This is a genomic window from Bacillus vallismortis (assembly GCF_004116955.1).
Taxonomy (GTDB): Bacteria; Bacillota; Bacilli; order Bacillales; family Bacillaceae; genus Bacillus; species Bacillus vallismortis.
The window spans coordinates 2,361,075-2,383,631 of record NZ_CP026362.1 but is presented as its reverse complement, the minus strand read 5'-3'; the positions used below and the strand labels follow the sequence as shown (position 1 = coordinate 2,383,631).

Here is a 22,557-nt window from a genome sequence, read left to right as displayed (position 1 = left end):
TCGCAAATATGGGGCGCATGTCATTTTTTGGGGTGAAAGGCTGTGGTTCGAATTATAAATAAAATCATTTTGTTTGTATAGTGTGAATTGTCTGAATTTTATTGTTGGAATTGCCCGAAAAGGGAAGGGACAGACTCAGAGGAGTGCAGAATGATTCAAAAGACTCATGGCCTGTCCGGCGCAAATAGATAAAACGTTAATAATTCGCTAACCTGTTCACGGATTCTAGGATTAAAATAACGGTGCTTTTCTTCATAACCATCAATCACAAATACATAAAGCGTAAAGGCCTCATCACGTTCCGCCTCGTGGATTGTAATGTTTCTTTTCCTCAGCTCTTTTCTAACCTCAATCAAATCCTTTTGTGCTATTTTTAATGATTCGCTGATAAGCTGTTTATAAGGAAGCTTCAATTTTAATGTGCTTTGCTCAATTCCGGCGAGATCACGATTTAAGATCGTTATAGCCATGGGCAAAAAGAGAGCTCGTTCAATGAAATCGTATATTTCCTCTTGCAGATTCGGCATGCTGACTCCTTCTTTCTGATAGGAACGTTTGTTCCTGTTTTATTCTATATCGGCTGATGAAATGTTTCAATACAGAAAAATCGCCAAAACTTTTTAGTTTTTTGCTGATAATGTGTAGAATAAGGATAGACAAACCCGGTAAGGAGTATAAATGTTGGATCATTTTTTATCCTATTTTACACAAGAAAACCTAACTGAATTATTTCAAAGCTATAGGGCTTTCGGTCCGCTCATTGCTGTGCTGCTTCCTTTAGTTGAAGCATTTCTCCCGTTTTTGCCGCTGATCGTGTTTGTGGTGGCGAATACGAACTCGTTTGGCCTGTGGGAAGGATTTATCTTGTCCTGGGCCGGATCAACGGCTGGATCTATACTTGTATTTTTGATTGTCCGTCAATACGGGCAAAGAAGGTTGCTTGGATTTATCCGCAGCCATCCGTCGGTTAGAAAGCTAATGTTATGGGTGGAGAGGCACGGATTCGGCCCTATGTTTCTTCTGCTTTGTTTTCCATTTACACCGTCAGCCGCGGTGAATGTTGTTGCCGGTTTGTCAAGGATCGGAACGTGGCCGTTTATTTTAGCGGCAGCCTCGGGGAAGCTTGTCATGATTTTTATGATCAGCTTTATCGGATATGATCTGCACGCGCTGATCACACAGCCGATTCGAACGGTCATTGCCGTATTGGTTATCGCTGTTTTATGGTATGTCGGCAAAAAGGTAGAGCGGTATCTGCATGTGAGAGCCAGTCAGCGTGAGCATGATGGAGGGAGACAGTAACATGAAAAAACGGTTTTGGTTTCTTGCCGGTGTAGTTTCCGTCGTTCTCGCGATTCAGGTGAAAAATGCCGTCTTTATTGATTACAAGGTGGAAGGCGTCAGTATGAACCCGACCTTTCAGGAAGGGAACGAGCTGTTGGTCAATAAATTCTCGCACCGATTTAAAACCATCCATCGTTTTGATATCGTCCTTTTTAAAGGCCCTGATCAAAAAGTGCTGATTAAACGGGTGATCGGCCTGCCCGGTGAATCGATTAAATATAAAGATGATCAGCTGTATGTGGACGGAAAACAGGTTGCTGAGCCATTTTTGAAGCATTTGAAATCTGTTTCTGCCGGAAGCCATGTAACGGGTGATTTTACGTTGAAAGATGTGACAGGAACAAGCAAGGTGCCGAAAGGACAATATTTTGTCGTTGGAGATAATCGCATATACAGCTTCGACAGCCGGCACTTTGGGCCGATTAGAGAAAAAAAGATTGTCGGTGTGATTTCCGATGATGAATAACGAAGACGCCAATTGAAGAGGCGTCTTTTTTTGTTTCTGGTTTGGATAAAAGTGTTGAGAAAAAATCTAGAATGAACAACAAAAGCAACAGTATCGCGCATCAGCACAAAATTACTCGGCGCAGGCTTCCTTCACAGGACACAGCTCAGCGACAAAAAAACACGCACAGGGCGCGTGTTTTTTTCACGTTTCTTCTTTCTTTTTCAAGATTGTCAGGTAAATCAAATTTCCTCCGGCTAAAATGATAAGCGGCAGTCCAGGGGAGCCGGATGTCACCACATTATAAATCAGCCAGATGGCTAAACATATTCCATAATATAAGTGCATTGCCTTCTCGGGATTGTTGCGCAGCAAAAAAGTCACTCCTTCCCCATTAAAGTGTAGCATGGGAGGATGGTTTTTCCAATTAGGCATTACTGCCGCTGATCGAGCCTTCTTTGCCTTTTTTTTCACCATGGAGATGGTAAAGCAGACGATAAAACGGCGGCAAGAGGGCAATGACAAGGATGACGCGTATGACCTGAACCGCAACGACAAAGGTGGAATCGGCATGCAAGGTAACAGATGTCGTCGCCATTTCTGCAATGCCGCCGGGGGCAAATGCCAGAACAGAAGTGATGAGCGAGATGCCTGTCAGCTTGGAAACGATCACGGCGCTCAAAAACATAGCTGCAATTAAACCGACGGACGAGACAAACCCGACGATAATGATGCGGGTGACGCCGGCAAACATGCTTTTATACATCTTAGAGCCAATCGTTGCCCCGAGAAATACTTGCGACACATGATTGGCTTGTGACGGCCACCACGCCGTCAAATCGTGCCCTGTCACCGCAGCGCCGCCAACATGTACAAGTGCCACACCGAGCATGCTGCCGAGCAGCCATGGCGCCGGAAATTTTAAATATTTCGCAGCTTTGCAGGCGCCCCAGGCAGCGAGAATCAGAACGGCGGTCCACAAAACGGGAGCTAGCCTAAAATCCGTCGTTGCCGAGGAAAGCGTTTCTGCTGCGGCACTTGCGGAATGATCTTGTTTTGTATAGATGAGGATGACCAAAAACGGGATGGATAGCACAACGAGCAGCACACGCATCATTTGAACGAGGCTGACAATGGCGGTATTGGCGCCGACCTCCTGTGCGATGCTGGGCATGGCGGACAGCCCGCCGGGAGCTGTGCCGACGAAGCTTGTCATCATATCCGTTTTGCTGAAACGCCAAAGCACATATCCCGACAGCATGGCCATAAGGATAGACAATATCAGCATAACGCCGACTGAAAACCAATGGTCTTTGAGGACAGAGAGAACGGATACATTCAGCTTTTGGCCCAATTCGATGCCGAGAATCACCTGTCCGAGGGCGAGCCAGCGGCGGTTAATTCCTTTTTGGTCCGGAGCCATCATCAGCCATGCCGGCCGTATCATGGCAAGGCAGCAGGCGACAATTAGCGTTCCGATCATCCATCCGATCGATATTCCGGTTAATGAAAGCATAAACCCCCCGGCTGCACTGATTGCGATAAACCATAGATCTTTGAGGAGATTTTCGTCTTTCTTCAATGTAAAACCCTTCTTCCTTTTCGCGTAACACTCCGATGGTTCATGTAGTGAATGTATGATTACTATAGTATATTTTTGTTGATAAAGAAATGATGAATTATTTTCTATTATCCATTCGCTTTTCTTATGGCCTTCTGCTCGAGCCTCTCTATTGTGTAAGTCAGGCATAAACCTGTTGCCAGCAAACACACGGCCAGAGTGTAAAAAATCACTTCTCCGCCAAACGAAGTCAGGATCAGCCCTCCTGCCAGGGGGCCGATTGAGCGGGAGATATCCCAATGCAGGCCGTATACCGCATAAAATCGGCCGAGCAGATGAGGCGGTGCCAATTTTGAAATAAACGTCTGGATGTGGGTTAATCCGATGCTTTCGCCAACCGTCATCACAGCTGCCGTCACCAAAAGCATTGTCACGGAGGTTGAGCTTGCGAAGCCGGCGGCTGCAAGGGAATAACAAATATAAGTAATCAAAAGGATCGTTTTCATTGAAAGCTTTTCGGTTCCTTTGACAAGGGGAACTTGGAGAACAAAGCTGAATAGAGCTTTGGCCGCCGAATAAATGGTTAGCATGGATAGATAGTCGGAAAACATGTTTTTGCTGAACAGCCTGTAAGTTGTTTCTGTTTGCGCATATAACATGCTGATGGGGAGAGAAAGCAGCAAAAGAAGCAGTACAGGCCTGTATATCGTAAAGCTCGCGGAAAACGCCGATGCACCAGCTGTTATGGTCGGCTTTGTTTCCGGCAGTTTCAATGCGGCGATCAGAAAATAGATGAACAATGCCGCGGCATCTAAAGCGAATATCCACATGGGGTTATGATTGTACAGCAGCACTCCCAGCACAGGCCCTGCCGTCAGGCCGGCTGAATAGATCACATTGATGACCGCAAACACTTCTGAACGTCTGCTTTCCGGCGTGCTTTCGGCAATTTGGGCGCGGGAGGCTGGAATGTACAATGATCTCCCGATGCCATTCATGACATAGAGAGTGGCGAAAACATACGCATGCTCAGCAAACACAAACCCCGTCATGGCGGCTGATTGCAGAAGCAATGCGATCAGGATCGCGGTGCGCCGCCCAAGCCGGTCCGTCACCCGTCCTGCAACGAGCGTCAGGCAAATATCGGCAAATGGCTGAAGGCTGATGATCAACATGGGAATCATGACACTCCCGTTTAATTGTTCATGCAAATACAGCACCATAAAAGGGCCCATCATTGCACCTGTCAGGCTTGTCAGCATCTCACCGAAAAAGCGGAGCCAAACGGGAGCGGTGTATCTCGATTTAATAGATTGAAAGCTGGATAACATGTGTTCGCCGCCTTTCGCGTTTTGATATAGTAGTAGTGTATAGAAGGGAAGGCGCCCCAAAAAGTGAAGAAAAGAAGAGAAAAAGTTTCCCCTTTTGTCGGGAGGTGTGCGGGGATTGAAGCTGATCGACCACTACGTGGCACTTGTAAAAACTGGACACGCTGCATATGGGCAAATGAATGAAATGACGCTCACTGAGATGGCTGACAGTCTATGCTGTACAGAAAGAAATGCAAAGCTTATATTACACAAGCTGGAGAAGAAGAATTGGATTGAACGAGAAAGCGGAGCGGGACGCGGCCGCAAATCCCAAATCGCGTTTCTGCGACGGCCTGAGGAACTGCTTTTTCAAACCGCAAAGGAATATACAATGGCTGGCAAGCTAAAAAAGGCGAAGGAACTGATTCAGCAGTATCACTCCTCCTTTCCCGGGCTTCAAAACGAATATGACAGGTGGTTTTCCGAGGTGTTCGGCTTTGTGACAGAGACCGGCGGGGATGGAGAAAAAGATGTGCTCCGGCTGTTCATCGCTCCTGAAGCTGTCAGCAGCCTGGACCCGTGCCGCATCTTTTTGCGGTCAGAGGGGCATTTTGTCAAACAAATATTTGATACACTGCTCACTTTTGATCCGGCTGTACAGGAGCCAAAGCCCCATTTGGTTCATGGATGGGAAAAGGCAGGGGAAAAACGATGGAGATTTTTTCTTCGAAAGGGCGTGTTTTTTCATAACGGGCAGCCGTTGACAGCGCGGGATGTTGCGTTTACATTTCAGCGCTTTTTGACACAGGCTGACAACCCGTATAAGTGGCTGTTACACGGTGTGAAACAAGTCTCAGAAAAAGGCCCTTATTGTGTGGAGCTCATGCTTGATAAGCCGAACGCGCTTTTGCCGTATGCTCTTTGTGATGAACGGCTGTCCATTCTGCCGGCGGAACAGGGCGGCGGGATCAATGGAACAGGGCCTTTTCGGGTGATGCAGCATCAAGACAGGATGCTGGTGCTTGAAGCCAATGAGCGCTACTTCAAGGGACGGCCCTTTTTGGATCGAGTGGAGTTTGTGTTTTCTGAACAAGCCGGAGAGATGAACGGTTTTACCATTCAAGAAACACAAGCTTGGCCTGAGAAGCAAACTGTTTTTGACGAGCGGCATGTCCAATACTTGTCGCTCAATCTGAAAAAGAAGGGGCCTCTTTCGCATCAAAGCTTTAGAAAAGCGCTCCGCCTGCTGATTTCCTCTGAGCGGCTCGTCTGTGAAGCGGGAGGGCACCGCAAGATTCCGGTTTCGTCTTTTTTGCATTCGAGTCCCTTTGACTGGGAAGGCCTCTCACCTTCTGAATTGCTGAAGCAGAGCGGATACGAGGGGGAACCGCTTGTGCTGTGTACCTTTTCGGAAGCGGATCATCGTGAGGACGCCGAATGGATTCAAAATGTTTGCGCCCGACATGGCATCAGGCTTACACTTCAATTCTGTGATTCTGCTGATCTGCGCCGGCCCGACATCGTGCAGCAGGCGGATATCATCCATGACAGCGCGACGTTTTATCAAGACAGTGAGTTTGGTTTTCTGCATTTGCTGCTGTCTGAGAACAGTTTTTTGTGCCAGCATCTCTCTGAAAAAATGAAACAGATATGCAAAGAAATGATAGAACGCTTTTTTTCGGTGCCTGACCGTTGTTCGAGAATCCATATGCTGCAGGACATTGACCGCCAGCTTATACAGGAATTTCATGCGATTCCGCTGTATCAAAATGTGCTGCGGGTGACATCAAGCGAGAATGTGAAAGGCCTGATGCTTGATGAAGAGGGATGGATTGATTTGTACGCCGTGTGGCTGTCTAAGTGAAAAGAGGGCTCTTTCTTGAACCCTCTTTGTCTTTTAGGACGACTTGCATGCTGCGGCCTTGACGACGCCTGGTGTCTTCAATCTGTTTTCTGATTGCGCCGCGGCGGGTAAGTTTGACCGGGGAAACAATCAGCTTTTTCTATGCGAAAAGGCCGTTTTTACCAATAAATCAGATTGGTCATTTTCGTCAACATTCGATAAAATATAGAGAGATAAAAAGAGAGGGGTCTTCTAATTTGGGAGCAGAGTTTTTAGTAGGCAGGTCCGGGAGTGGAAAAACGAAGCTGATCATCGACAGCATACAGGATGAACTGCGCCGGGCTCCATTCGGGAAACCAATCATTTTTCTAGTCCCGGATCAAATGACGTTTTTAATGGAATACGAGCTTGCTAAAACGCCTGATATGGGCGGAATGATACGTGCTCAAGTATTCAGCTTTTCACGTTTGGCCTGGCGCGTCCTCCAGCATACAGGGGGAATGAGCAGGCCGTTTCTTACGAGCACAGGCGTACAGATGCTCCTGCGGAAGCTCATTGAGGAGCATAAACAGGAGTTCAAAGTCTATCAAAAAGCGAGTGACAAAAGCGGATTTACCGCACAGGTTGAACGGATGTTGACCGAGTTTAAGCGTTACTGTCTGGAGCCGGAGGATATCCGCCGGATGGCGGAAAGCGGAACGGTTTCCGAGTATCGCGGAGAACGTGTTTTATCTGAAAAACTTCATGACCTATCAATTTTGTACCAGCAGATGGAAAAAAGCCTTTCAGAGCAATATCTTCACTCTGAAGATTATTTGACATTGCTGGCAGAGCATATCCCGCTGTCTGAAGATGTAAAAGGCGCGCATATCTACGTGGACGGCTTTTATCAGTTTACACCGCAGGAATTCAGGGTGTTGGAGCAGCTGATGGTTCATGCAGAGCACATCACGTTTTCGCTCACAGCGGACAAGCCGTCATACGAGCGGGAGCCGCATGAACTGGAATTGTTCAGAATGACGGGAAAAACCTATTACCGCCTGCATCAGAAGGCGAAGGAACTGAATCTGGACATTGCGTATAAAGAGCTAAGCGGGACTCAGCGGCATGAGCGCACACCGGAACTGGCGCATTTGGAGGCGCAGTATGAAGCGCGCCCGGCCATTCCGTACGCCGAAAAACAAGAGGCTTTTACGGTCATGCAGGCCGCAAACAGACGAGCTGAGCTGGAAGGCATTGCCCGGGAAATTCACGCGCTTGTCAGAGAGAAGGGGTATCGCTATAAGGATATAGCAATTCTTGCGCGCCAGCCGGAAGACTACAAGGATATGGTAAAGGAAGTTTTCGCGGATTACGAGATTCCTTATTTCATTGACGGAAAAGCATCCATGCTGAACCATCCGTTAATCGAATTTATCCGGTCGAGCATTGATGTTCTGAAAGGGAATTGGCGGTATGAAGCGGTGTTTCGCTGCGTGAAAACCGAACTGCTATTCCCGCTTAACGAGCCGAAAACGAAGGTGAGGGAACAGGTTGATCAGCTTGAAAATTACTGTATCGCCTACGGGATTAAAGGCGATCGCTGGACAAAGGGCGACCGTTTCCATTACAGACGTTTTGTGTCATTGGATGATGATTTTGCGCAAACCGATCAGGAAATCGAAATGGAAAACATGCTGAATGACACACGCGACTGGATTGTTCCGCCGCTTTTTCAGCTTCAAAAACGAATGAAAAAAGCAAAGACGGTTCGGGAGAAGGCGGAGGCACTCTACCGCTATTTAGAAGAGACGGATGTGCCGCTGAAGCTGGATCAGGAAAGACAGCGTGCTGAAGAAGACGGCAGAATCATTGAAGCGCAGCAGCATCAGCAGGCGTGGGATGCCGTCATTCAGCTGCTTGAAGAGTTTGTTGAAATGATGGGGGATGATGAGATTTCCCTTGATTTGTTTCAGCAAATGATGGAAGCAGGCGCAGAGTCGCTTACATTTTCTCTTATTCCGCCTGCGCTTGACCAGGTGTTTGTCGGCAATATGGATTTGTCCAGAATGTACGGCACCTCCTGCACCTTTGTGCTGGGGGCAAACGATGGCGTTCTGCCGGCACGCCCTGATGAAAACGGGGTGCTGTCGGATGATGACCGGGAATGGCTGAAAAACATAGGGATTGAGCTTTCCTCGGGTGGCCGGGAACGTCTCCTTGATGAGCATTTCCTCATTTATATGGCGTTTTCCAGTCCGTCTGACCGGCTTTACGTATCGTATCCGATTGCCGATGCGGAAGGAAAAACGCTTTTGCCGTCGATTGTCATTAAGCGGCTGGAAGAACTGTTTCCTCAGCACATGGAGCGCCTGTTGACAAATGAACCTGAACAGGTCAGCGATGAGGAACAGCTTAAGTACGTCGTCAATAAAAGTGTGGCACAGTCCTTTACCGCGAGCCAGCTCAGATTATGGACGCGGGAATACAACATCAGCGACGTCTGGTGGAGCACGTATAATGTGCTGATGAGTCAGCCGGACAGGCTGCAATCGAAAAAGCTGTTCTCAAGCCTGTTTTTCCGAAATGAAGTAAAGCAGCTTGAACGCAGCGTGTCGAGACAGCTCTATGGCGAACGCATTCAGGGCAGTGTGTCGAGAATGGAAACCTTTAACGCGTGCCCATTCTCCCATTTTGCTTCACACGGGCTGCATCTCAAGGAACGGCAATTTTTCAAGCTCGAAGCACCGGATATCGGCCAGCTGTTTCATTCCAGCTTAAAGCTGATTTCAGACAGGCTGCGCGAGCAAAAAATGGATTGGCGCGATTTAACAAAAGAGCAATGCGAGCTGTTTTCCTATGATGCGGTAGAGCGGCTGGCCCCAAAACTGCAAAAGGAAATTCTGCTCAGCTCAAACCGGCATTATTATGTGAAGGAAAAACTGCAAAAAATTGTGACACGCGTGTCCGGCATTTTAAGCGAGCATGCGAAAGCGAGCGGATTTGTGCCGATCGGGCTAGAACTGGGCTTTGGAGGAAAAGGGCCGCTTCCGCCGCTGACCTTTACACTGAAAAACGGCTGCACGATGGAACTCGTCGGGCGAATTGACCGTGTTGATAAAGCAGAAAGCTCAAAAGGTTTGCTTCTAAGGATTGTCGATTATAAATCTAGCGACAAAGGCCTTGACTTAGCGGAAGTATATTACGGACTGGCGCTGCAAATGCTGACGTATCTTGATTTATCAATTACACATTCAGCCGACTGGCTCGGCATGAGAGCGACGCCGGCCGGAGTGCTGTATTTTCATATCCATGACCCGATGATTCAATCTAATCTCCCGCTTGGGCTTGACGAGATTGAACAGGAGATTTTTAAGAAATTTAAGATGAAGGGCCTGCTCCTCGGCGATCAGGAAGCGGTTCGCCTCATGGATACAACCCTTCAAGAGGGACGGTCAAATATCATCAACGCCGGCTTGAAGAAAGACGGCTCTCTCAGATCGGATTCAGCGGCAGTCGGCGAAAAGGAGTTTGACCTGTTGACGAAGCATGTGCGCCGCACCTTCCAAGAGGCAGGCGAACAAATCACCGACGGGCGCGTATCCATTGAGCCGTATAAAATGAAGAACAAGACGCCGTGCACATACTGTTCGTTCAAATCAGTATGCCAATTCGATGAATCATTAGAAGAAAACGAGTATCGCCCGTTAAAGGCTGAAAAGGACAAGACGATACTTGAGTGGATAAAAAAGGAGGCGGATGGCAATGAACATTCCTAAACCGGCAGACAGCACTTGGACAGATGACCAATGGAATGCCATTGTTTCAACGGGCCAGGATATTCTCGTGGCAGCGGCGGCGGGCTCCGGAAAAACCGCTGTGCTCGTCGAACGAATGATCCGGAAGATCACCGCGGAGGAAAACCCGATTGATGTGGACCGGCTTCTCGTTGTGACGTTTACAAATGCCTCAGCGGCAGAGATGAAACACCGGATTGCGGATGCCTTGGAAAAAGAGCTTGTCAACCGGCCAGGCTCGCTGCATATCAGACGCCAGCTGTCTCTTTTAAACAGGGCCAGCATTTCGACACTGCATTCCTTTTGCCTGCAAGTGCTGAAGAAATATTACTACTTGATCGATCTTGATCCGGGCTTTCGGATTGCTGATCAAACAGAAGGCGAACTTTTGGGGGATGAAGTGCTGGACGAGCTGTTTGAAGACGAATACGCAAAGGGCGAAAAAGCGTTTTTTGAGCTTGTTGACCGCTACACGACAGACCGGCATGATCTGGACCTGCAATTTCTCGTCAAACAGGTGTACGAGTATTCCCGTTCCCACCCAAATCCGGAGGCATGGCTGGAAAGCTTTGTTCATTTGTATGATGTATCGGAAAAGAGCGCCATCGAGGAGCTTCCGTTTTATCAATATATCAAAGAGGATATTGCGATGGTGCTTAACGGAGCGAAGGAGAAGCTCCAGCGCGCGCTTGAGCTGACGAAAGCGCCGGGCGGTCCCGCGCCGCGCGCTGACAATTTTCTTGATGATCTCGCGCAGATTGATGAACTGATTCAGCACCAGGATGATTTCAATGAGCTTTATAAGCGGGTGCCGGCAGTCTCCTTTAAGCGCGCGAAAGCGGTAAAAGGGGACGAGTTTGATCCTGCGCTCCTTGAAGAAGCGACAGATTTGAGAAACGGTGCAAAAAAACTGCTTGAAAAGCTTAAAACCGACTACTTCACGAGAAGTCCTGAACAGCATTTGAAAAGCTTAGCCGAGATGAAGCCTGTCATTGAAACGCTCATACGGCTTGTCACCGACTTTGGAAAACGGTTCGAAGCCGCGAAACAGGAAAAATCAATCATTGATTTTTCTGATTTAGAGCATTACTGTTTATCCATTTTGACAGCTGAGGATGATAAAGGTGAACAGAAGCCGAGCGAGGCAGCAAGATTTTATCAGGAGCAGTTTCATGAGGTGCTCGTTGACGAATATCAAGATACCAACTTAGTGCAGGAATCGATCCTGCAGCTCGTCACAAGCGGACCCGAGGAAACAGGCAACCTATTTATGGTAGGAGATGTCAAACAGTCGATTTATCGATTCAGGCTGGCGGAGCCGCTTCTTTTCCTCTCCAAATACAAACGGTTTACAGAAAGCGGAGAAGGCACGGGCCGGAAAATCGACTTGAATAAAAATTTCCGAAGCCGGACTGATATTTTAGACAGCACAAACTTTTTATTTAAACAGCTGATGGGCGGCAAAATCGGTGAGGTTGATTATGATGAGCAGGCTGAACTGAAGCTTGGCGCGGCGTATCCGGACAATGATGAGACGGAAACGGAGCTGCTGCTGATTGACAACGCCGAAGAGACGGATGCAAACGAGGAAGCGGAAGAGCTGGAAACGGTACAGTTTGAAGCGAAAGCGATTGCCAAGGAAATTCGCAAGCTGATTTCATCGCCATTTAAAGTGTATGACGGAAAAACGAAAACACACCGCAATATTCAGTACCGCGATATCGTGATTTTGCTTCGTTCCATGCCGTGGGCGCCGCAAATCATGGACGAGCTGAGGGCGCAGGGTATACCGGTTTACGCCAATTTAACGTCAGGTTATTATGATGCGGTCGAAGTCGCCGTCGCGCTTTCTGTGCTGAAGGTGATCGATAATCCGTATCAGGATATACCGCTGGCCTCTGTGTTGCGCTCACCTATTGTCGGGGCGGATGAAAACGAGCTGTCTTTGATCAGGCTTGAAAATAAAAAAGCGCCGTACTATGAAGCGATGAAAGATTACTTGGCGGCCGGCGACCGGAACGACGAGCTTTATCAAAAGCTGCAAACATTCTACACTCACCTGCAAAAATGGCGCGCCTTTTCAAAAAACCACTCCGTATCCGAACTGATTTGGGAAGTGTACCGCGACACGAAATACATGGATTATATCGGCGGGATGCCGGGCGGAAAACAGCGCCAGGCCAATTTGCGCGTTCTCTATGACCGGGCGCGCCAATATGAATCGACGGCATTTCGCGGCCTGTTTCGTTTCCTGCGGTTTATCGAACGCATGCAGGAGCGGGGCGATGATCTTGGTACGGCCCGCGCGCTCAGCGAGCAGGAGGATGTTGTCCGCTTAATGACGATTCACAGCAGCAAAGGGCTCGAATTTCCCGTCGTGTTTGCAGCAGGTCTCGGCCGGAATTTCAACATGATGGACTTGAACAAATCGTACCTGCTGGACAAGGAGCTCGGGTTTGGCACGAAGTATATTCATCCGCAACTGCGCATCACCTATCCAACGCTGCCACTCATTGCGATGAAGAAAAAAATGCGCAGGGAGCTATTGTCAGAGGAATTGCGTGTTCTCTATGTTGCCTTAACGAGAGCGAAAGAAAAACTGTTTCTGATTGGCTCATGCAAGGATCATCAGAAACAGGTCGCAAAATGGCAGGCATCTGCCTCCCAAACGGACTGGCTTCTTCCGGAATTTGACCGTTATCAGGCAAAAACGTATTTAGATTTCATCGGTCCGGCTCTTGCCAGACACAAAGATGTAGAGGATTTGGCTGAAAACGTTATGGCAGCGCCTGCCGACATATCAAGCCACCCGGCTCGTTTTGCCGTTCGTATGATCCATTCCTATGATTTGCTGGATGATGATCTGGAAGAAAGAATGGAAGAAAAAAGCGAGCGTTTAGAAGCGATACGCCGTGGTGAACCAGTTCCTGGCTCGTTTACGTTTGATGAAAAAGCCCGTGAGCAGCTGAGCTGGACATATCCTCATCACGAGGTGACGCACATTCGGACAAAGCAGTCAGTTTCTGAGATCAAGAGAAAAAGAGAGTACGAGGATGAATACAGCGGCAGGGCCCCCGTTAAACCGGCTGACGGAAGCATGCTGTACAGGCGGCCCGCTTTCATGATGAAAAAAGGCCTGACAGCAGCCGAAAAAGGGACGGCCATGCATACAGTGATGCAGCATATCCCGCTGACACATGTGCCGACAGTAGAGGAAGCGGAGCAAACGGTTCATAAGCTCTTTGAAAAGGAGCTGCTCACTGAAGAACAAAAAGCCGCTATTGATATAGAAGAAATCGTGCAATTTTTCCATACAGAAATCGGCGGACAGCTGATCGACGCTAAATGGAAGGACCGGGAAGTGCCGTTTAGTTTGGCGCTTCCGGCCAAGGAAATCTACCCTGATGCACAGGAGGCGGATGAGCCGCTTTTGGTGCAGGGAATTATCGACTGTTTCTATGAAACTGAAAACGGCTTATATCTCTTGGACTATAAATCAGACCGGATTGAGGGCAAATTCCAGCACGGCTTTGAAGGGGCGGCCCCGATCTTGAAGAAACGATATGAAACGCAAATTCAGCTGTACACGAAGGCAGTTGAGCAAATTGCAAACACAAACGTAAAGGGATGTGCGCTTTATTTCTTTGACGGAGGTCACATTCTGACATTATAACGAGATCCGTAAGCTCCGGGAATTCAGGCGGAGCGGGTCTCGTTTTCTATACAAAAAAGAGAGGTGAAAGCATTTGCGGATTTTACATACGGCGGACTGGCATCTTGGAAAAACGCTAGAGGGAAGAAGCAGGCTGAGTGAACAGGCCGATGTGCTTGATGAATTGAATACGATTGTAAAGGAAGAGCAGGTTGATGCCATTGTCATGGCGGGGGACGCGTTTGATACCGTCAACCCGCCTGCTTTAGCCGAGCAGCTGTTTTATGAAAGCCTGTCCGCGCTCAGCGACAGGGGAAAGCGCCCGATCGTTGTCATTGCCGGAAACCACGATAATCCCGACCGTTTGTCCGCCGCTTCACCGCTGACACATGAAAACGGCATTTATTTAATCGGCTATCCGACGACAGAACCGCTTCATATTGAAGTTCCTTCAGCAGGGGAGCTTTTGGCGGTCGGAGCGCTGGCGTACCCATCTGAAGCGCGGTTAAATGAAGTGCTTTCCGATACATTTGATGAAAAGCTGCTCCGTGATCATTATGACGTGAAAATCAGGCAGGCGTTTGAGCATATGACAAGCCGGTTCCGCAACGACGCAGTGAAGGTTGCCGCCAGCCATATTTATGTCGCAGGCGGAAACCAAACGGATTCAGAGCGGCCGATTGAAGTCGGCGGCGCTTATACGGTGGCTGCTGAAAGCCTGCCGGCGGATGCCGCTTATGTGGCGCTCGGCCATTTGCATCGGCCGCAAACGATCAAGCGGGCGCGGACGCTTGCGCGTTATTCAGGCTCTCCGCTCGCTTACAGCTTTTCAGAAGCGGGCTACGCCAAATCAGTGACGATCGTGGACGCGAAGCCGGGGGAAGAGGCCTCTTGGCACGAGGTGTTATTATCGAGCGGCAAGCCGCTTGTGAAGTGGAAAGCGGCAAATGGCTTAAGCGAGGTGTACAGCTGGCTGGATGAAGGCAGGGACCAGAATGCCTGGATTGACCTTGAAATCCGTGTGGCGGACCAGCTGTCACTTGAAGAAATCCATAGGCTGCGGAAGGCGCACCCGGGTTTTATCCATATCAGGCCGGTTTTTGAAGAACAGAACAAAGACCGGGAGCGGGTCGAGGTCAAGCATGTATCAATCGAAGACCGCTTTAAGACATTTTATGAAAAACAAACTGGCGGCGCGGTGCCGGATGAAGAAATGGTGAAGCTGTTTTTAGAGCTGGCATCAGGTGTTGAAGAGGAGGATGCGACATGAAGCCGATCGCCTTAAGCATTAAAGGGCTCCACAGCTTTAGAGAGGAGCAGACGATAGATTTTGAAGGTCTTTCCGGTGCCGGGGTTTTCGGCATTTTCGGCCCGACGGGAAGCGGCAAATCCTCTATCCTCGACGCAATGACGCTTGCTTTATACGGAAAGGTGGAGCGGGCGGCAAATAATACACACGGCATCTTAAACCATGCGGAAGATACGCTTTCTGTTTCCTTTACCTTTGCGCTTCAAACGAACCATCAAATCTCTTACAAAGTCGAGCGCGTGTTTAAGAGAACCGATGAGATGAAGGTGAAAACAGCACTTTGCCGCTTCATCGAAATCAAAGACGAGCATAAGGTGCTGGCTGATAAGGCCGGCGAAGTGAATAAAAGAGTGGAGGAGCTTTTGGGGCTGACGATCGACGACTTTACAAGAGCGGTGGTGCTGCCTCAAGGGAAATTTGCCGAATTTCTGTCTTTAAAGGGAGCGGAGCGCAGGCATATGCTTCAGCGTTTATTTCATTTGGAGCAGTATGGAGACCGGCTGGTGAAAAAGCTGAGACGGCAGGCGCAGGAAGCCAACGCGAGAAAAAATGAAATGCTTGCTGAACAGTCCGGTCTCGGCGAGGCGAGTTCAGAAGCGGTTGAGCAGGCGGAAAAGGCTCTCGAACAAGCCGAAGCCCAGTTGGAAACGATGAAGAAAAATCGTGATCAGGCAAAAGAGCGGTTTACAGAACATCAGGAAATTTGGAATGTCCAAAAGGAACAATCAGCTTATGAAGAAGAGAAAAGACGTCTCGAAGAAGAACAGCCGCACGTAGACAGCATGCAAAAACGCCTGCTGAAAGCAGAAACAGCCGCAGCACTGAAGCCCTATGCGGACCGGTACGCAGAAGCGATCCAGCAAGAGGAGAAGGCTGCAAAGGAACAAACGCTTGCCGAAAAGGATTTAGCAGACCGGACAGTGTTCTGTCATCAAAAACATGAAGAGTATGAAGCGTGGCGCAGGCATAAAAGCGAGAAAGAGCCTGAGCTTTTAACCGAGCAGGAGCAGCTTTCCCGTTTGCAGGAGATCGAAATCAAACTGAGTGAGGCCAAGCAAGAGGAAGAACGCAAAAAGGCTGAACTCCAGCAGAAAGAAGAGTCCCTTCAATCTGTCGTGAATGAATTGGAGACTGTAACAGACCGTCTGTCACGAGGGCAAAACAGACAGACGGAATTGAAGCAGCAGCTCAAATCCCTGCAGGTGACTTCCGATGAGCGAAAAAGCTGCCAGCAGGCCGCAGAAATGGCATTGCGCATCAGGCAGACTGAAGAGCAAATCAGAAAAGAGAAAAAACGAAGTGACGCATTAAACCTCGTGCTGCAGAAGATGAATGAGGAGAAGAGTACACTCGTTCATAAGACGGAAGCGGAAAAAAACAACATCATTCAGGCATATGAGGCTGTACAAACTGTGTACCATATGGTGTGCGAGGCGGAACGTTCGTTAACGCGTATGACAGAGCAGGGGAAAAAGAGACAGCAAACGCTTCACGCGCAGCGTGAAAAAGCGAGAATGGCGCTGCTTACAAAAGAATTGTCTGAAAAACTGACCGCTGGAAAGCCCTGTCCAGTCTGCGGTTCAACCTATCATGATCCATCTGCCTCAGCGCATGAAACATATGAGCTTGACGGCAATCTTGAAGAGGACATCAAACAGACGGATGTGATTTTGACGGAAGCTGCATCTCTAAGCCAGGAGATTCTTTCAGCCAAAATCACGCTTGAAGAACAATCCGCGCGGTTTATTGAACAGTGTCCGTTTTTGCAAACGATTCAAGCATCGAACCTTGAAGCGGCAGCTTCTTACGAGAATCAGCCGGTGTATGAAGCTTTTGAAACTGCCCAATTAGAATGGAAGCGAGTCAAGCAGGATATTCTATCTGTTAAAACACGAATGGCTCAAATGATCAGCGCCTATCAGGAGTCTTTAAAAAAGGCCGAGCAGCTTAATGAAAAGATCGGTTTTGAAAAAAGAGAGGCTGACCGCATTGAAAGCATCATCGCCGAACTTCGGTCCTCAATGGACAGCCGTATGAAACAATTTAACGAAGCGTTTGGGGATCAATCGGTGGATGAAGCGGAAAAATGGCAACAAGCCATCGAAGAAAAAGACCGGGCTGCAGAAGAATGCGAGAAGCGAATTGAGAAGAGCATCGCGTTTCTTTCAGAACATGAAGCACAAAAGGAAAAGCTGCGGGAGTCGGGACACCAGCTTGAACGGGAAAAGCTGGAGCTTCATTATGCGGCTGAACGCATCAAAAGTGTGATCGCGGATTATGAGCACGAACTCGGAGATTACGCAAAAGGAGACTCAATCGAGATCAAACTTCGCTCTGTCCAGCAGGATCTAAAGCTGTTAAAGGAGAAAGAGCAATCTCTATATGAAGAACTCCAAAGCGCCCAAACGATGCTGAATCAGGCGAACAGCCGCGCTTCAGCAAGCGCGCTCACCTTGAAAGAGGCGAAGGACAGCTTGGAAAAAGCGGAAGCCGCTTGGCTTGAGCATGCGAAAAGCACCTGCTTTACCCGGACTGAAGAGGTGGAGCGAAGCCTTATCCCAGCCGATGAGCTTGACAAGATAAAAACCAGAATCGACCAGTTTATGGATAAAAGGAAGCAGAATGCCGCAAACTTAAAACGTGTAGCAGAGATACTTGCCGACCGTGCCTTGTCAGAGGGCGAATGGAGCAAAACCGTTACAGCATTACAAGAAGCCGAGGACGCATTTGGCGCTGCGATAGAAGAAAAAGGCGCGGCTGCGAAAGCGCTGGCCGTCATTCGCGACCATCATAAACGGTTTAACGAAATTGAAGCTGAATTGAAGAAATGGCAGACGCATATCGACAGGCTGGACAAGCTGCAAGCAGTGTTTAAAGGCAATACCTTTGTCGAATTTTTAGCTGAAGAGCAGCTTGAAAGCGTTGCGAGGGACGCATCAGCAAGACTTGGCATGCTGACGAGACAGCGCTATGCCATCGAAGTGGATTCAGAAGGCGGATTTGTGATGCGCGATGACGCGAATGGAGGCGTCAAACGACCAGTATCCAGCTTGTCTGGAGGAGAGACGTTCCTCACCTCGCTTTCTCTCGCTCTTGCGCTGTCTGCGCAGATCCAGCTTCGCGGGGAATACCCGCTGCAGTTCTTTTTCTTAGATGAAGGGTTCGGCACTCTGGATCAAGATCTGCTGGATACGGTTGTGACAGCCTTGGAAAAAATGCAGTCAGACAATCTGTCTGTCGGTGTGATCAGCCATGTGCAGGAACTGCGGGCACGGCTTCCGAAAAAGCTGATCGTTCATCCGGCTGAACCGACCGGCCGCGGTACACGGGTATCACTTGAGTTGATGTAAGGGGGAAGCGGATATGGCAAAGCAGACTGTCGGGATATGTGAGCTGTGCGGCCGGAGTGATGTCCAGCTGACAGAGCACCACCTCACACCGAAAGAGGAAGGTGGAACGTTCCTGCCGACAGCGATGCTCTGTATTCCTTGCCATAAGCAAATTCATGCTTTATATAGCAATCAAGAGCTTGCCGTTCGCTTAAACGGAATAGATGAACTGAGAAACGATACGCAGCTTGCCCGATTTGTCAAATGGATCAGAAAACAGCCGCCTGAGAAGCTGATCAAAACAAAGAAATCGAATGAACGAAAAAAGAAAAAATGACGAAAAAGCAGCCCTCTGTTTGCAGAGCGGCTGCTTTTATCCATTTCCAACCATATCTTGATCGCTGACATCGGGGTCTATATAATTTGTCGCATTGACGGCATTATTTAATAGAAGGAAGTCTCCCGTGTTCCCTGCTCCTGAACCGAGCGCAGATTTTGAAGAGCTTTTCGGAGAAAGGTAAAAGGAATCACCAAAGTTAACGACTCCGCCCGATATGGAATTGATAGCTATAGGCCCGACAATTGCTGGCATAAACGACACCCTTTATCGAAGTCTCTGTTTATTATATGCTCTTGTCTGGCGATTGTGAGCGAGGTGACTGAATCTGCCTGATATGTTTGATTCTCGCATCGCCGCGGACAAGGGAAACGGCCCCCGCATGAAAGACTGAGGAAGATGAGACCCCTTGAATTTTGATGTTGCGGACCTGAATGATCGGCACCTCGTGGCAAAATGCGCTTTGCACCCTTGTTTCCGGAGTCGGCAACACGGCCTGCTGCTGAAAGATCGGATAATCCTTTCTGCTGAATGAGCCTTCATTATTGTAAAACGTAGGCAGTGAGCGTTGTACAGCGAATACTTTTATACTCATATCGATTTCGTTTGTGTCGCCAACTTGAAACACACTTGCGATCCCAAGAGAGTTAAATTTAATCGTTCTGATGCGGGATATGCGCTTAAGCATTATGCCGGCGACAGCGGGGCAAGCGGCCCGATAATAAGAGATTCAGGCGGAGTGTCGAAAATAGAAGAAAGATAGATCGCTTCAGTGTCTCCGATGTGAAATATAGAGGAGCTGGACACACCGTTCATTCGGATATCCCCGACCTCCAGATTACGGTTGACGACTGTGAAAATCATGCTTGCTCATCTCCTTTTATTTCGGATGGGATATGCTCCAGAAAATGTTCTACAGCACGGATGACATCCCGCTTCACATGTTCAGCGATATGTTCCGCATATTGTTTAGGCGGCGTGTGTTCTTCTTTTTTGATATGGGACATATAATACTGAATTCGGCTGTCCATTTGTTTTCTGATGTCTTCAATGACATGATGCCTGTTGGTATCGTCAAGCCTGCTGTCATATTGGTTTTCAAGCTGTTCCAGAACATCTGGGATTTCTTCAGTTAAAAACATATCGACATTTTGTCGGATCTGCTGCATGAGCTGGGCGCTCTCTTCCTGCTGCATCATCCCGATTTCAGGTGTGGTTTGGCTGACTTCAAAATTTTGGACGCTGTTCGGGTCGGCCGGATTTAAGCCGATATTTAGGGTGCCGTCGAGGCGCTCAATTTTCAGCTGATCAAATTTATACTCCACACGCTCAATGGTTGTAGCCGGCCGTTGTTTCATTGTATCCATTTCAGTTTGAAACTCTTTCAGCTGGCGTTCGAGCTGCTGAATATGAAGCGCCTGCTGCTGAACGAAGGAGTTCAAGTTTTGCAAGTAAGAGGAAACAGATTGATCATACATGGTCTTTCACCTCTTTCATATGATTAACGGCCAGGAGGCTGGAGCGGAACCAAGGCACCTGTATCAGGCTCCTGCAATTCGACTGGCTGCCCCAAGGCGGTTACCTCTGGTGCAGGTTCTACATAACTGCCCGTATTATACAAGTTTGACAAAGATTTGATTGATCCGGCGCTTCCGATTTGCAGAATAGAGGAGTTGCTGATTGATTCGAGCCGAAGATAGTTAATTTGAATCGTTTGATTCACATAGAAATTCATGGGCCACACTCCTTTATGCATTCCCTGCGATCGGCTGATCAACTGCATCGCTGTCATACACGTTCGTCGCGTTTTTATAATTTGTCACCTTGAGGCTGTCACCGGTATTAAAACTGCCCGCACCGGCAAACGTTCTGACCTGTGCCTGCGGAGAAATTGTAATGCAGTCCCCGATGTGAACGACTCCGCTCGTACCAATCGCATTAATTTTAAACGCTCCGACAATGGCCGGCATACGAGCACATCCTTTGTTGTAAAATTGAAAAAATGAAGGTAGAGTTAAAATAGAAATTGATTTTCATTGGGCGATTCACGATAGTTTATGACAGACACATATTTGTGTGAGGAAAATGTAAAGGGGACATATCAGCTTTTTACATTTTTTCAGCCGTTATGTTTCATTTTTAAAAAAAGCGGGTAATGGACAAACTGAGCGGAAATGCGGCGATGGGTGCCGCGATCCGCCTGCGTGTATTTGTTTTAGTTTCTTTGGTGTTTTGCTTGTAGAAAAGCTTTTTTTGGAGTATGTCGTGCTGCGGTAATTCATTTTTGGGCGGACTATTCTCGCCCTGAGGTATGATCCCAGAAGTGCTGAGCAAAAAGCGGAATGGCATGCGGCGAATTCAAGCGTTATAGAAAATGATTCACATACGGGGATTGTCAGGATATCCCCCAAAAATCATTTCTTCTTTAATTCGGGTATTCAGAAGACTGTCCAGCTCTTGGCTGCATTGAATCGTTTCCTTTGAATTCATGCCGTATTTTTGTGCTGTTTCAATTAGTGTGATTCTCATTTCTTCAATTTTACTATTCATTGCCCTATCTCCAATTCTAGAATTTATTTTCATAAACAGAGGATATCGTTAGTATAACCTATTTTTGCTGAAAAGGTTGCCTTTCGTCAATTTGACTAAAAAAGCGACAATTTTTGCTGCGGCCTTTTTTCATATAAGGAAGGACTATAGTCTGGCTAAGTGTGCTTGCAAAAAGTCCTGCCGCTCCTCAATTTCTCTAAGGATATTTGCCTGCTCCTTTTCGAAGTGAAAGGGGCTTTTTTTATAAAAGGATCCTCAACAGACCTTTGACAAATGTCAAGGTGCCATTTGCTGATGATAGGAGACAGCCGTTCAATGGTAAACGACCGGTTCAGCACATTTTTCATTAATGTGTGATATTGCGACCGGAAGGCGGGGATGGAAAGCAGCTTTGACGCAAGCGACCGTCCTTTCGTCAGCAGAGGATCTTCGTCAAATGTGACGGGTATCGCCAGTGCTCTTGTCTCCAGCGGGGTAACATAGAGCCGGCCGGAGTCGTTTACACAAAATGTGTAATAAAAGCCTTGATTGGTGCAAGCGTTGCCGATCAGCCACAAAAAAAACGATTTGACATCGAGATACATTTTAATGTGTTCAGCTATTTCGGCATCTTCAGCTGTGTGAATCAGCGTAAAAAAATCATGTAAAAAGGGGGAAGATTCATGTTTAAAAACGGACAGCGGAACCCTTGGATCGGCTGCCTTTACTCGGTAACCTGTCTTGCCGGCTAGCTGACGGTTCTTGATGTTCAAATAAATGCCTTCTGGCTCGCCATTGATGGTCAGGAAGATGTACGAGACGGCGGGAGCGGGAATGCCGATCTCGTCAAAAAAACAATAAGCGAGCCTGCGCCGCATCAGGGACGGATCATCTGGTTCCGCATTCAAAAAAAGTGTGCTTTCACCTAGCAGAGCCTTTTCCCAGCTGATTTCATAGGATGTCTTTTCCGCTTTGTCACGCTGTGTGAGAAGAATGGGAGAAACTGATCGGTCTGTCACCAGAAGCCCCTTGGCAGTACCTTTACCCTTAAGCTGTTGCCGATGAAAAAATAAATGGACGCTCTCCATACCTTTTTCCTCCTCCTCAAAACGACATTCCCAT

General features: G+C 48.1%; 19 protein-coding genes and 2 pseudogenes. 9 read left to right on the top strand and 12 right to left on the bottom strand.

Features of this window, described 5'->3' with window-relative positions; all coding sequences use genetic code 11:
* Positions 1-164 precede the first annotated feature (164 nt).
* A complete protein-coding gene (locus BV11031_RS12850) occupies positions 165-527 on the bottom strand; it encodes a YhjD family protein (protein WP_010329292.1) in 363 nt (120 codons plus the stop codon).
* Between the two features lie 151 nt (positions 528-678).
* Here BV11031_RS12850 and BV11031_RS12845 point away from each other — a divergent pair, with 151 nt between their 5' ends.
* The 3 genes and pseudogenes from BV11031_RS12845 to BV11031_RS12835 form a co-directional block, all read left to right on the top strand.
* Complete coding sequence (locus BV11031_RS12845; protein WP_082022488.1) at positions 679-1,302, top strand: TVP38/TMEM64 family protein; 624 nt, start codon at positions 679-681, stop codon at positions 1,300-1,302.
* A gap of 1 nt (position 1,303) precedes the next feature.
* Positions 1,304-1,810, top strand: a complete 507-nt coding sequence (lepB, locus tag BV11031_RS12840) for a signal peptidase I (RefSeq protein WP_010329294.1) — start codon at positions 1,304-1,306, stop codon at positions 1,808-1,810.
* A 75-nt stretch (positions 1,811-1,885) separates the two neighbouring features.
* Positions 1,886-1,969 (top strand): annotated as a pseudogene (locus BV11031_RS12835) (MarR family transcriptional regulator); the annotation flags it as partial.
* A 24-nt stretch (positions 1,970-1,993) separates the two neighbouring features.
* Here the strand turns inward: BV11031_RS12835 and BV11031_RS12830 are convergent.
* From BV11031_RS12830 to BV11031_RS12820, 3 genes are all read right to left on the bottom strand, one after another.
* Positions 1,994-2,197: a hypothetical protein gene (locus tag BV11031_RS12830; protein ID WP_041952561.1), complete on the bottom strand. Its 204-nt coding sequence runs from the start codon at positions 2,195-2,197 to the stop codon at positions 1,994-1,996.
* Between the two features lie 19 nt (positions 2,198-2,216).
* Positions 2,217-3,371 (bottom strand): AbrB family transcriptional regulator, encoded by a 1,155-nt coding sequence (locus tag BV11031_RS12825; protein WP_010329296.1) that lies wholly within the window; start codon positions 3,369-3,371, stop codon positions 2,217-2,219.
* 107 nt (positions 3,372-3,478) lie between these two features.
* On the bottom strand, positions 3,479-4,681 hold the full coding sequence (locus BV11031_RS12820; RefSeq protein WP_010329297.1) for an MDR family MFS transporter: 1,203 nt from the start codon (positions 4,679-4,681) through the stop codon (positions 3,479-3,481).
* A gap of 115 nt (positions 4,682-4,796) precedes the next feature.
* On the opposite strand from BV11031_RS12820, the gene BV11031_RS12815 reads away from it, so the two are divergent.
* From BV11031_RS12815 to BV11031_RS12790, 6 genes are all read left to right on the top strand, one after another.
* Positions 4,797-6,524 carry an SgrR family transcriptional regulator gene (locus tag BV11031_RS12815; protein ID WP_010329298.1) on the top strand — a complete coding sequence of 576 codons (1,728 nt, stop codon included), beginning with the start codon at positions 4,797-4,799 and terminating at the stop codon, positions 6,522-6,524.
* Positions 6,525-6,760: 236 nt separating this feature from the next.
* A complete protein-coding gene (addB, locus tag BV11031_RS12810; RefSeq protein WP_129550773.1) occupies positions 6,761-10,261 on the top strand; it encodes a helicase-exonuclease AddAB subunit AddB in 3,501 nt (1,166 codons plus the stop codon).
* Positions 10,248-13,952 (top strand): helicase-exonuclease AddAB subunit AddA, encoded by a 3,705-nt coding sequence (gene addA, locus BV11031_RS12805; RefSeq protein ID WP_010329299.1) that lies wholly within the window; start codon positions 10,248-10,250, stop codon positions 13,950-13,952. The genes addB and addA overlap by 14 nt, the downstream gene beginning before the upstream one ends.
* Before the next feature lie 73 nt (positions 13,953-14,025).
* Entirely contained in the window at positions 14,026-15,201 is a 1,176-nt protein-coding gene (gene sbcD / locus BV11031_RS12800; RefSeq protein WP_010329300.1) for an exonuclease subunit SbcD, read from the top strand.
* A complete protein-coding gene (gene sbcC, locus BV11031_RS12795; RefSeq protein ID WP_129550772.1) occupies positions 15,198-18,590 on the top strand; it encodes an exonuclease subunit SbcC in 3,393 nt (1,130 codons plus the stop codon). Before sbcD ends, sbcC begins: the two co-directional genes overlap by 4 nt.
* Before the next feature lie 13 nt (positions 18,591-18,603).
* Positions 18,604-18,906, top strand: coding sequence for an HNH nuclease-like protein HlpB (locus tag BV11031_RS12790; RefSeq protein WP_129550771.1), 303 nt, complete (start codon positions 18,604-18,606; stop codon positions 18,904-18,906).
* A gap of 36 nt (positions 18,907-18,942) precedes the next feature.
* Here the strand turns inward: BV11031_RS12790 and BV11031_RS12785 are convergent, their stop codons facing one another.
* The 8 genes and pseudogenes from BV11031_RS12785 to BV11031_RS12750 all read right to left on the bottom strand — a co-directional run bounded on the left by BV11031_RS12785 (position 18,943) and on the right by BV11031_RS12750 (position 22,523).
* Positions 18,943-19,161 (bottom strand): spore germination protein, encoded by a 219-nt coding sequence (locus tag BV11031_RS12785; RefSeq protein ID WP_010333667.1) that lies wholly within the window; start codon positions 19,159-19,161, stop codon positions 18,943-18,945.
* Between the two features lie 31 nt (positions 19,162-19,192).
* Positions 19,193-19,594: a spore germination protein GerPE gene (locus BV11031_RS12780; protein WP_010329305.1), complete on the bottom strand. Its 402-nt coding sequence runs from the start codon at positions 19,592-19,594 to the stop codon at positions 19,193-19,195.
* Positions 19,594-19,770 carry a germination protein GerPD gene (locus BV11031_RS12775; RefSeq protein ID WP_010329306.1) on the bottom strand — a complete coding sequence of 59 codons (177 nt, stop codon included), beginning with the start codon at positions 19,768-19,770 and terminating at the stop codon, positions 19,594-19,596. The genes BV11031_RS12780 and BV11031_RS12775 overlap by 1 nt, the downstream gene beginning before the upstream one ends.
* Positions 19,767-20,384 carry a spore germination protein GerPC gene (gene gerPC / locus BV11031_RS12770; RefSeq protein ID WP_010329307.1) on the bottom strand — a complete coding sequence of 206 codons (618 nt, stop codon included), beginning with the start codon at positions 20,382-20,384 and terminating at the stop codon, positions 19,767-19,769. Before gerPC ends, BV11031_RS12775 begins: the two co-directional genes overlap by 4 nt.
* A 23-nt stretch (positions 20,385-20,407) precedes the next feature.
* Positions 20,408-20,641 (bottom strand): spore germination protein GerPB, encoded by a 234-nt coding sequence (locus tag BV11031_RS12765; protein ID WP_010329308.1) that lies wholly within the window; start codon positions 20,639-20,641, stop codon positions 20,408-20,410.
* Positions 20,642-20,654: 13 nt separating this feature from the next.
* Positions 20,655-20,876: a spore germination protein gene (locus BV11031_RS12760; protein WP_010329309.1), complete on the bottom strand. Its 222-nt coding sequence runs from the start codon at positions 20,874-20,876 to the stop codon at positions 20,655-20,657.
* Positions 20,877-21,285: 409 nt separating this feature from the next.
* A complete protein-coding gene (locus tag BV11031_RS12755) occupies positions 21,286-21,456 on the bottom strand; it encodes an aspartyl-phosphate phosphatase Spo0E family protein (protein WP_010329310.1) in 171 nt (56 codons plus the stop codon).
* Between the two features lie 144 nt (positions 21,457-21,600).
* Positions 21,601-22,523, bottom strand: a pseudogene (locus BV11031_RS12750) (CotH kinase family protein).
* Positions 22,524-22,557 lie beyond the last annotated feature (34 nt).

Excerpts from the sequence above, each read along its gene's own strand:
- BV11031_RS12775 (WP_010329306.1), bottom strand. The coding sequence starts at position 19,770 with ATGATTTTCACAGTCGTCAACCGTAATCTGGAGGTCGGGGATATCCGA.
- BV11031_RS12755 (WP_010329310.1), bottom strand. The coding sequence starts at position 21,456 with ATGAATAGTAAAATTGAAGAAATGAGAATCACACTAATTGAAACAGCA.
- BV11031_RS12790 (WP_129550771.1), top strand. The coding sequence starts at position 18,604 with ATGGCAAAGCAGACTGTCGGGATATGTGAGCTGTGCGGCCGGAGTGAT.
- BV11031_RS12760 (WP_010329309.1), bottom strand. The coding sequence starts at position 20,876 with ATGCCGGCCATTGTCGGAGCGTTTAAAATTAATGCGATTGGTACGAGC.
- BV11031_RS12820 (WP_010329297.1), bottom strand. The coding sequence starts at position 4,681 with ATGTTATCCAGCTTTCAATCTATTAAATCGAGATACACCGCTCCCGTT.
- BV11031_RS12785 (WP_010333667.1), bottom strand. The coding sequence starts at position 19,161 with ATGCCAGCAATTGTCGGGCCTATAGCTATCAATTCCATATCGGGCGGA.
- lepB (WP_010329294.1), top strand. The coding sequence starts at position 1,304 with ATGAAAAAACGGTTTTGGTTTCTTGCCGGTGTAGTTTCCGTCGTTCTC.
- BV11031_RS12780 (WP_010329305.1), bottom strand. The coding sequence starts at position 19,594 with ATGCTTAAGCGCATATCCCGCATCAGAACGATTAAATTTAACTCTCTT.
- BV11031_RS12830 (WP_041952561.1), bottom strand. The coding sequence starts at position 2,197 with ATGCTACACTTTAATGGGGAAGGAGTGACTTTTTTGCTGCGCAACAAT.
- sbcC (WP_129550772.1), top strand. The coding sequence starts at position 15,198 with ATGAAGCCGATCGCCTTAAGCATTAAAGGGCTCCACAGCTTTAGAGAG.
- gerPC (WP_010329307.1), bottom strand. The coding sequence starts at position 20,384 with ATGTATGATCAATCTGTTTCCTCTTACTTGCAAAACTTGAACTCCTTC.
- BV11031_RS12850 (WP_010329292.1), bottom strand. The coding sequence starts at position 527 with ATGCCGAATCTGCAAGAGGAAATATACGATTTCATTGAACGAGCTCTC.
- BV11031_RS12845 (WP_082022488.1), top strand. The coding sequence starts at position 679 with ATGTTGGATCATTTTTTATCCTATTTTACACAAGAAAACCTAACTGAA.
- BV11031_RS12765 (WP_010329308.1), bottom strand. The coding sequence starts at position 20,641 with ATGAATTTCTATGTGAATCAAACGATTCAAATTAACTATCTTCGGCTC.
- addA (WP_010329299.1), top strand. The coding sequence starts at position 10,248 with ATGAACATTCCTAAACCGGCAGACAGCACTTGGACAGATGACCAATGG.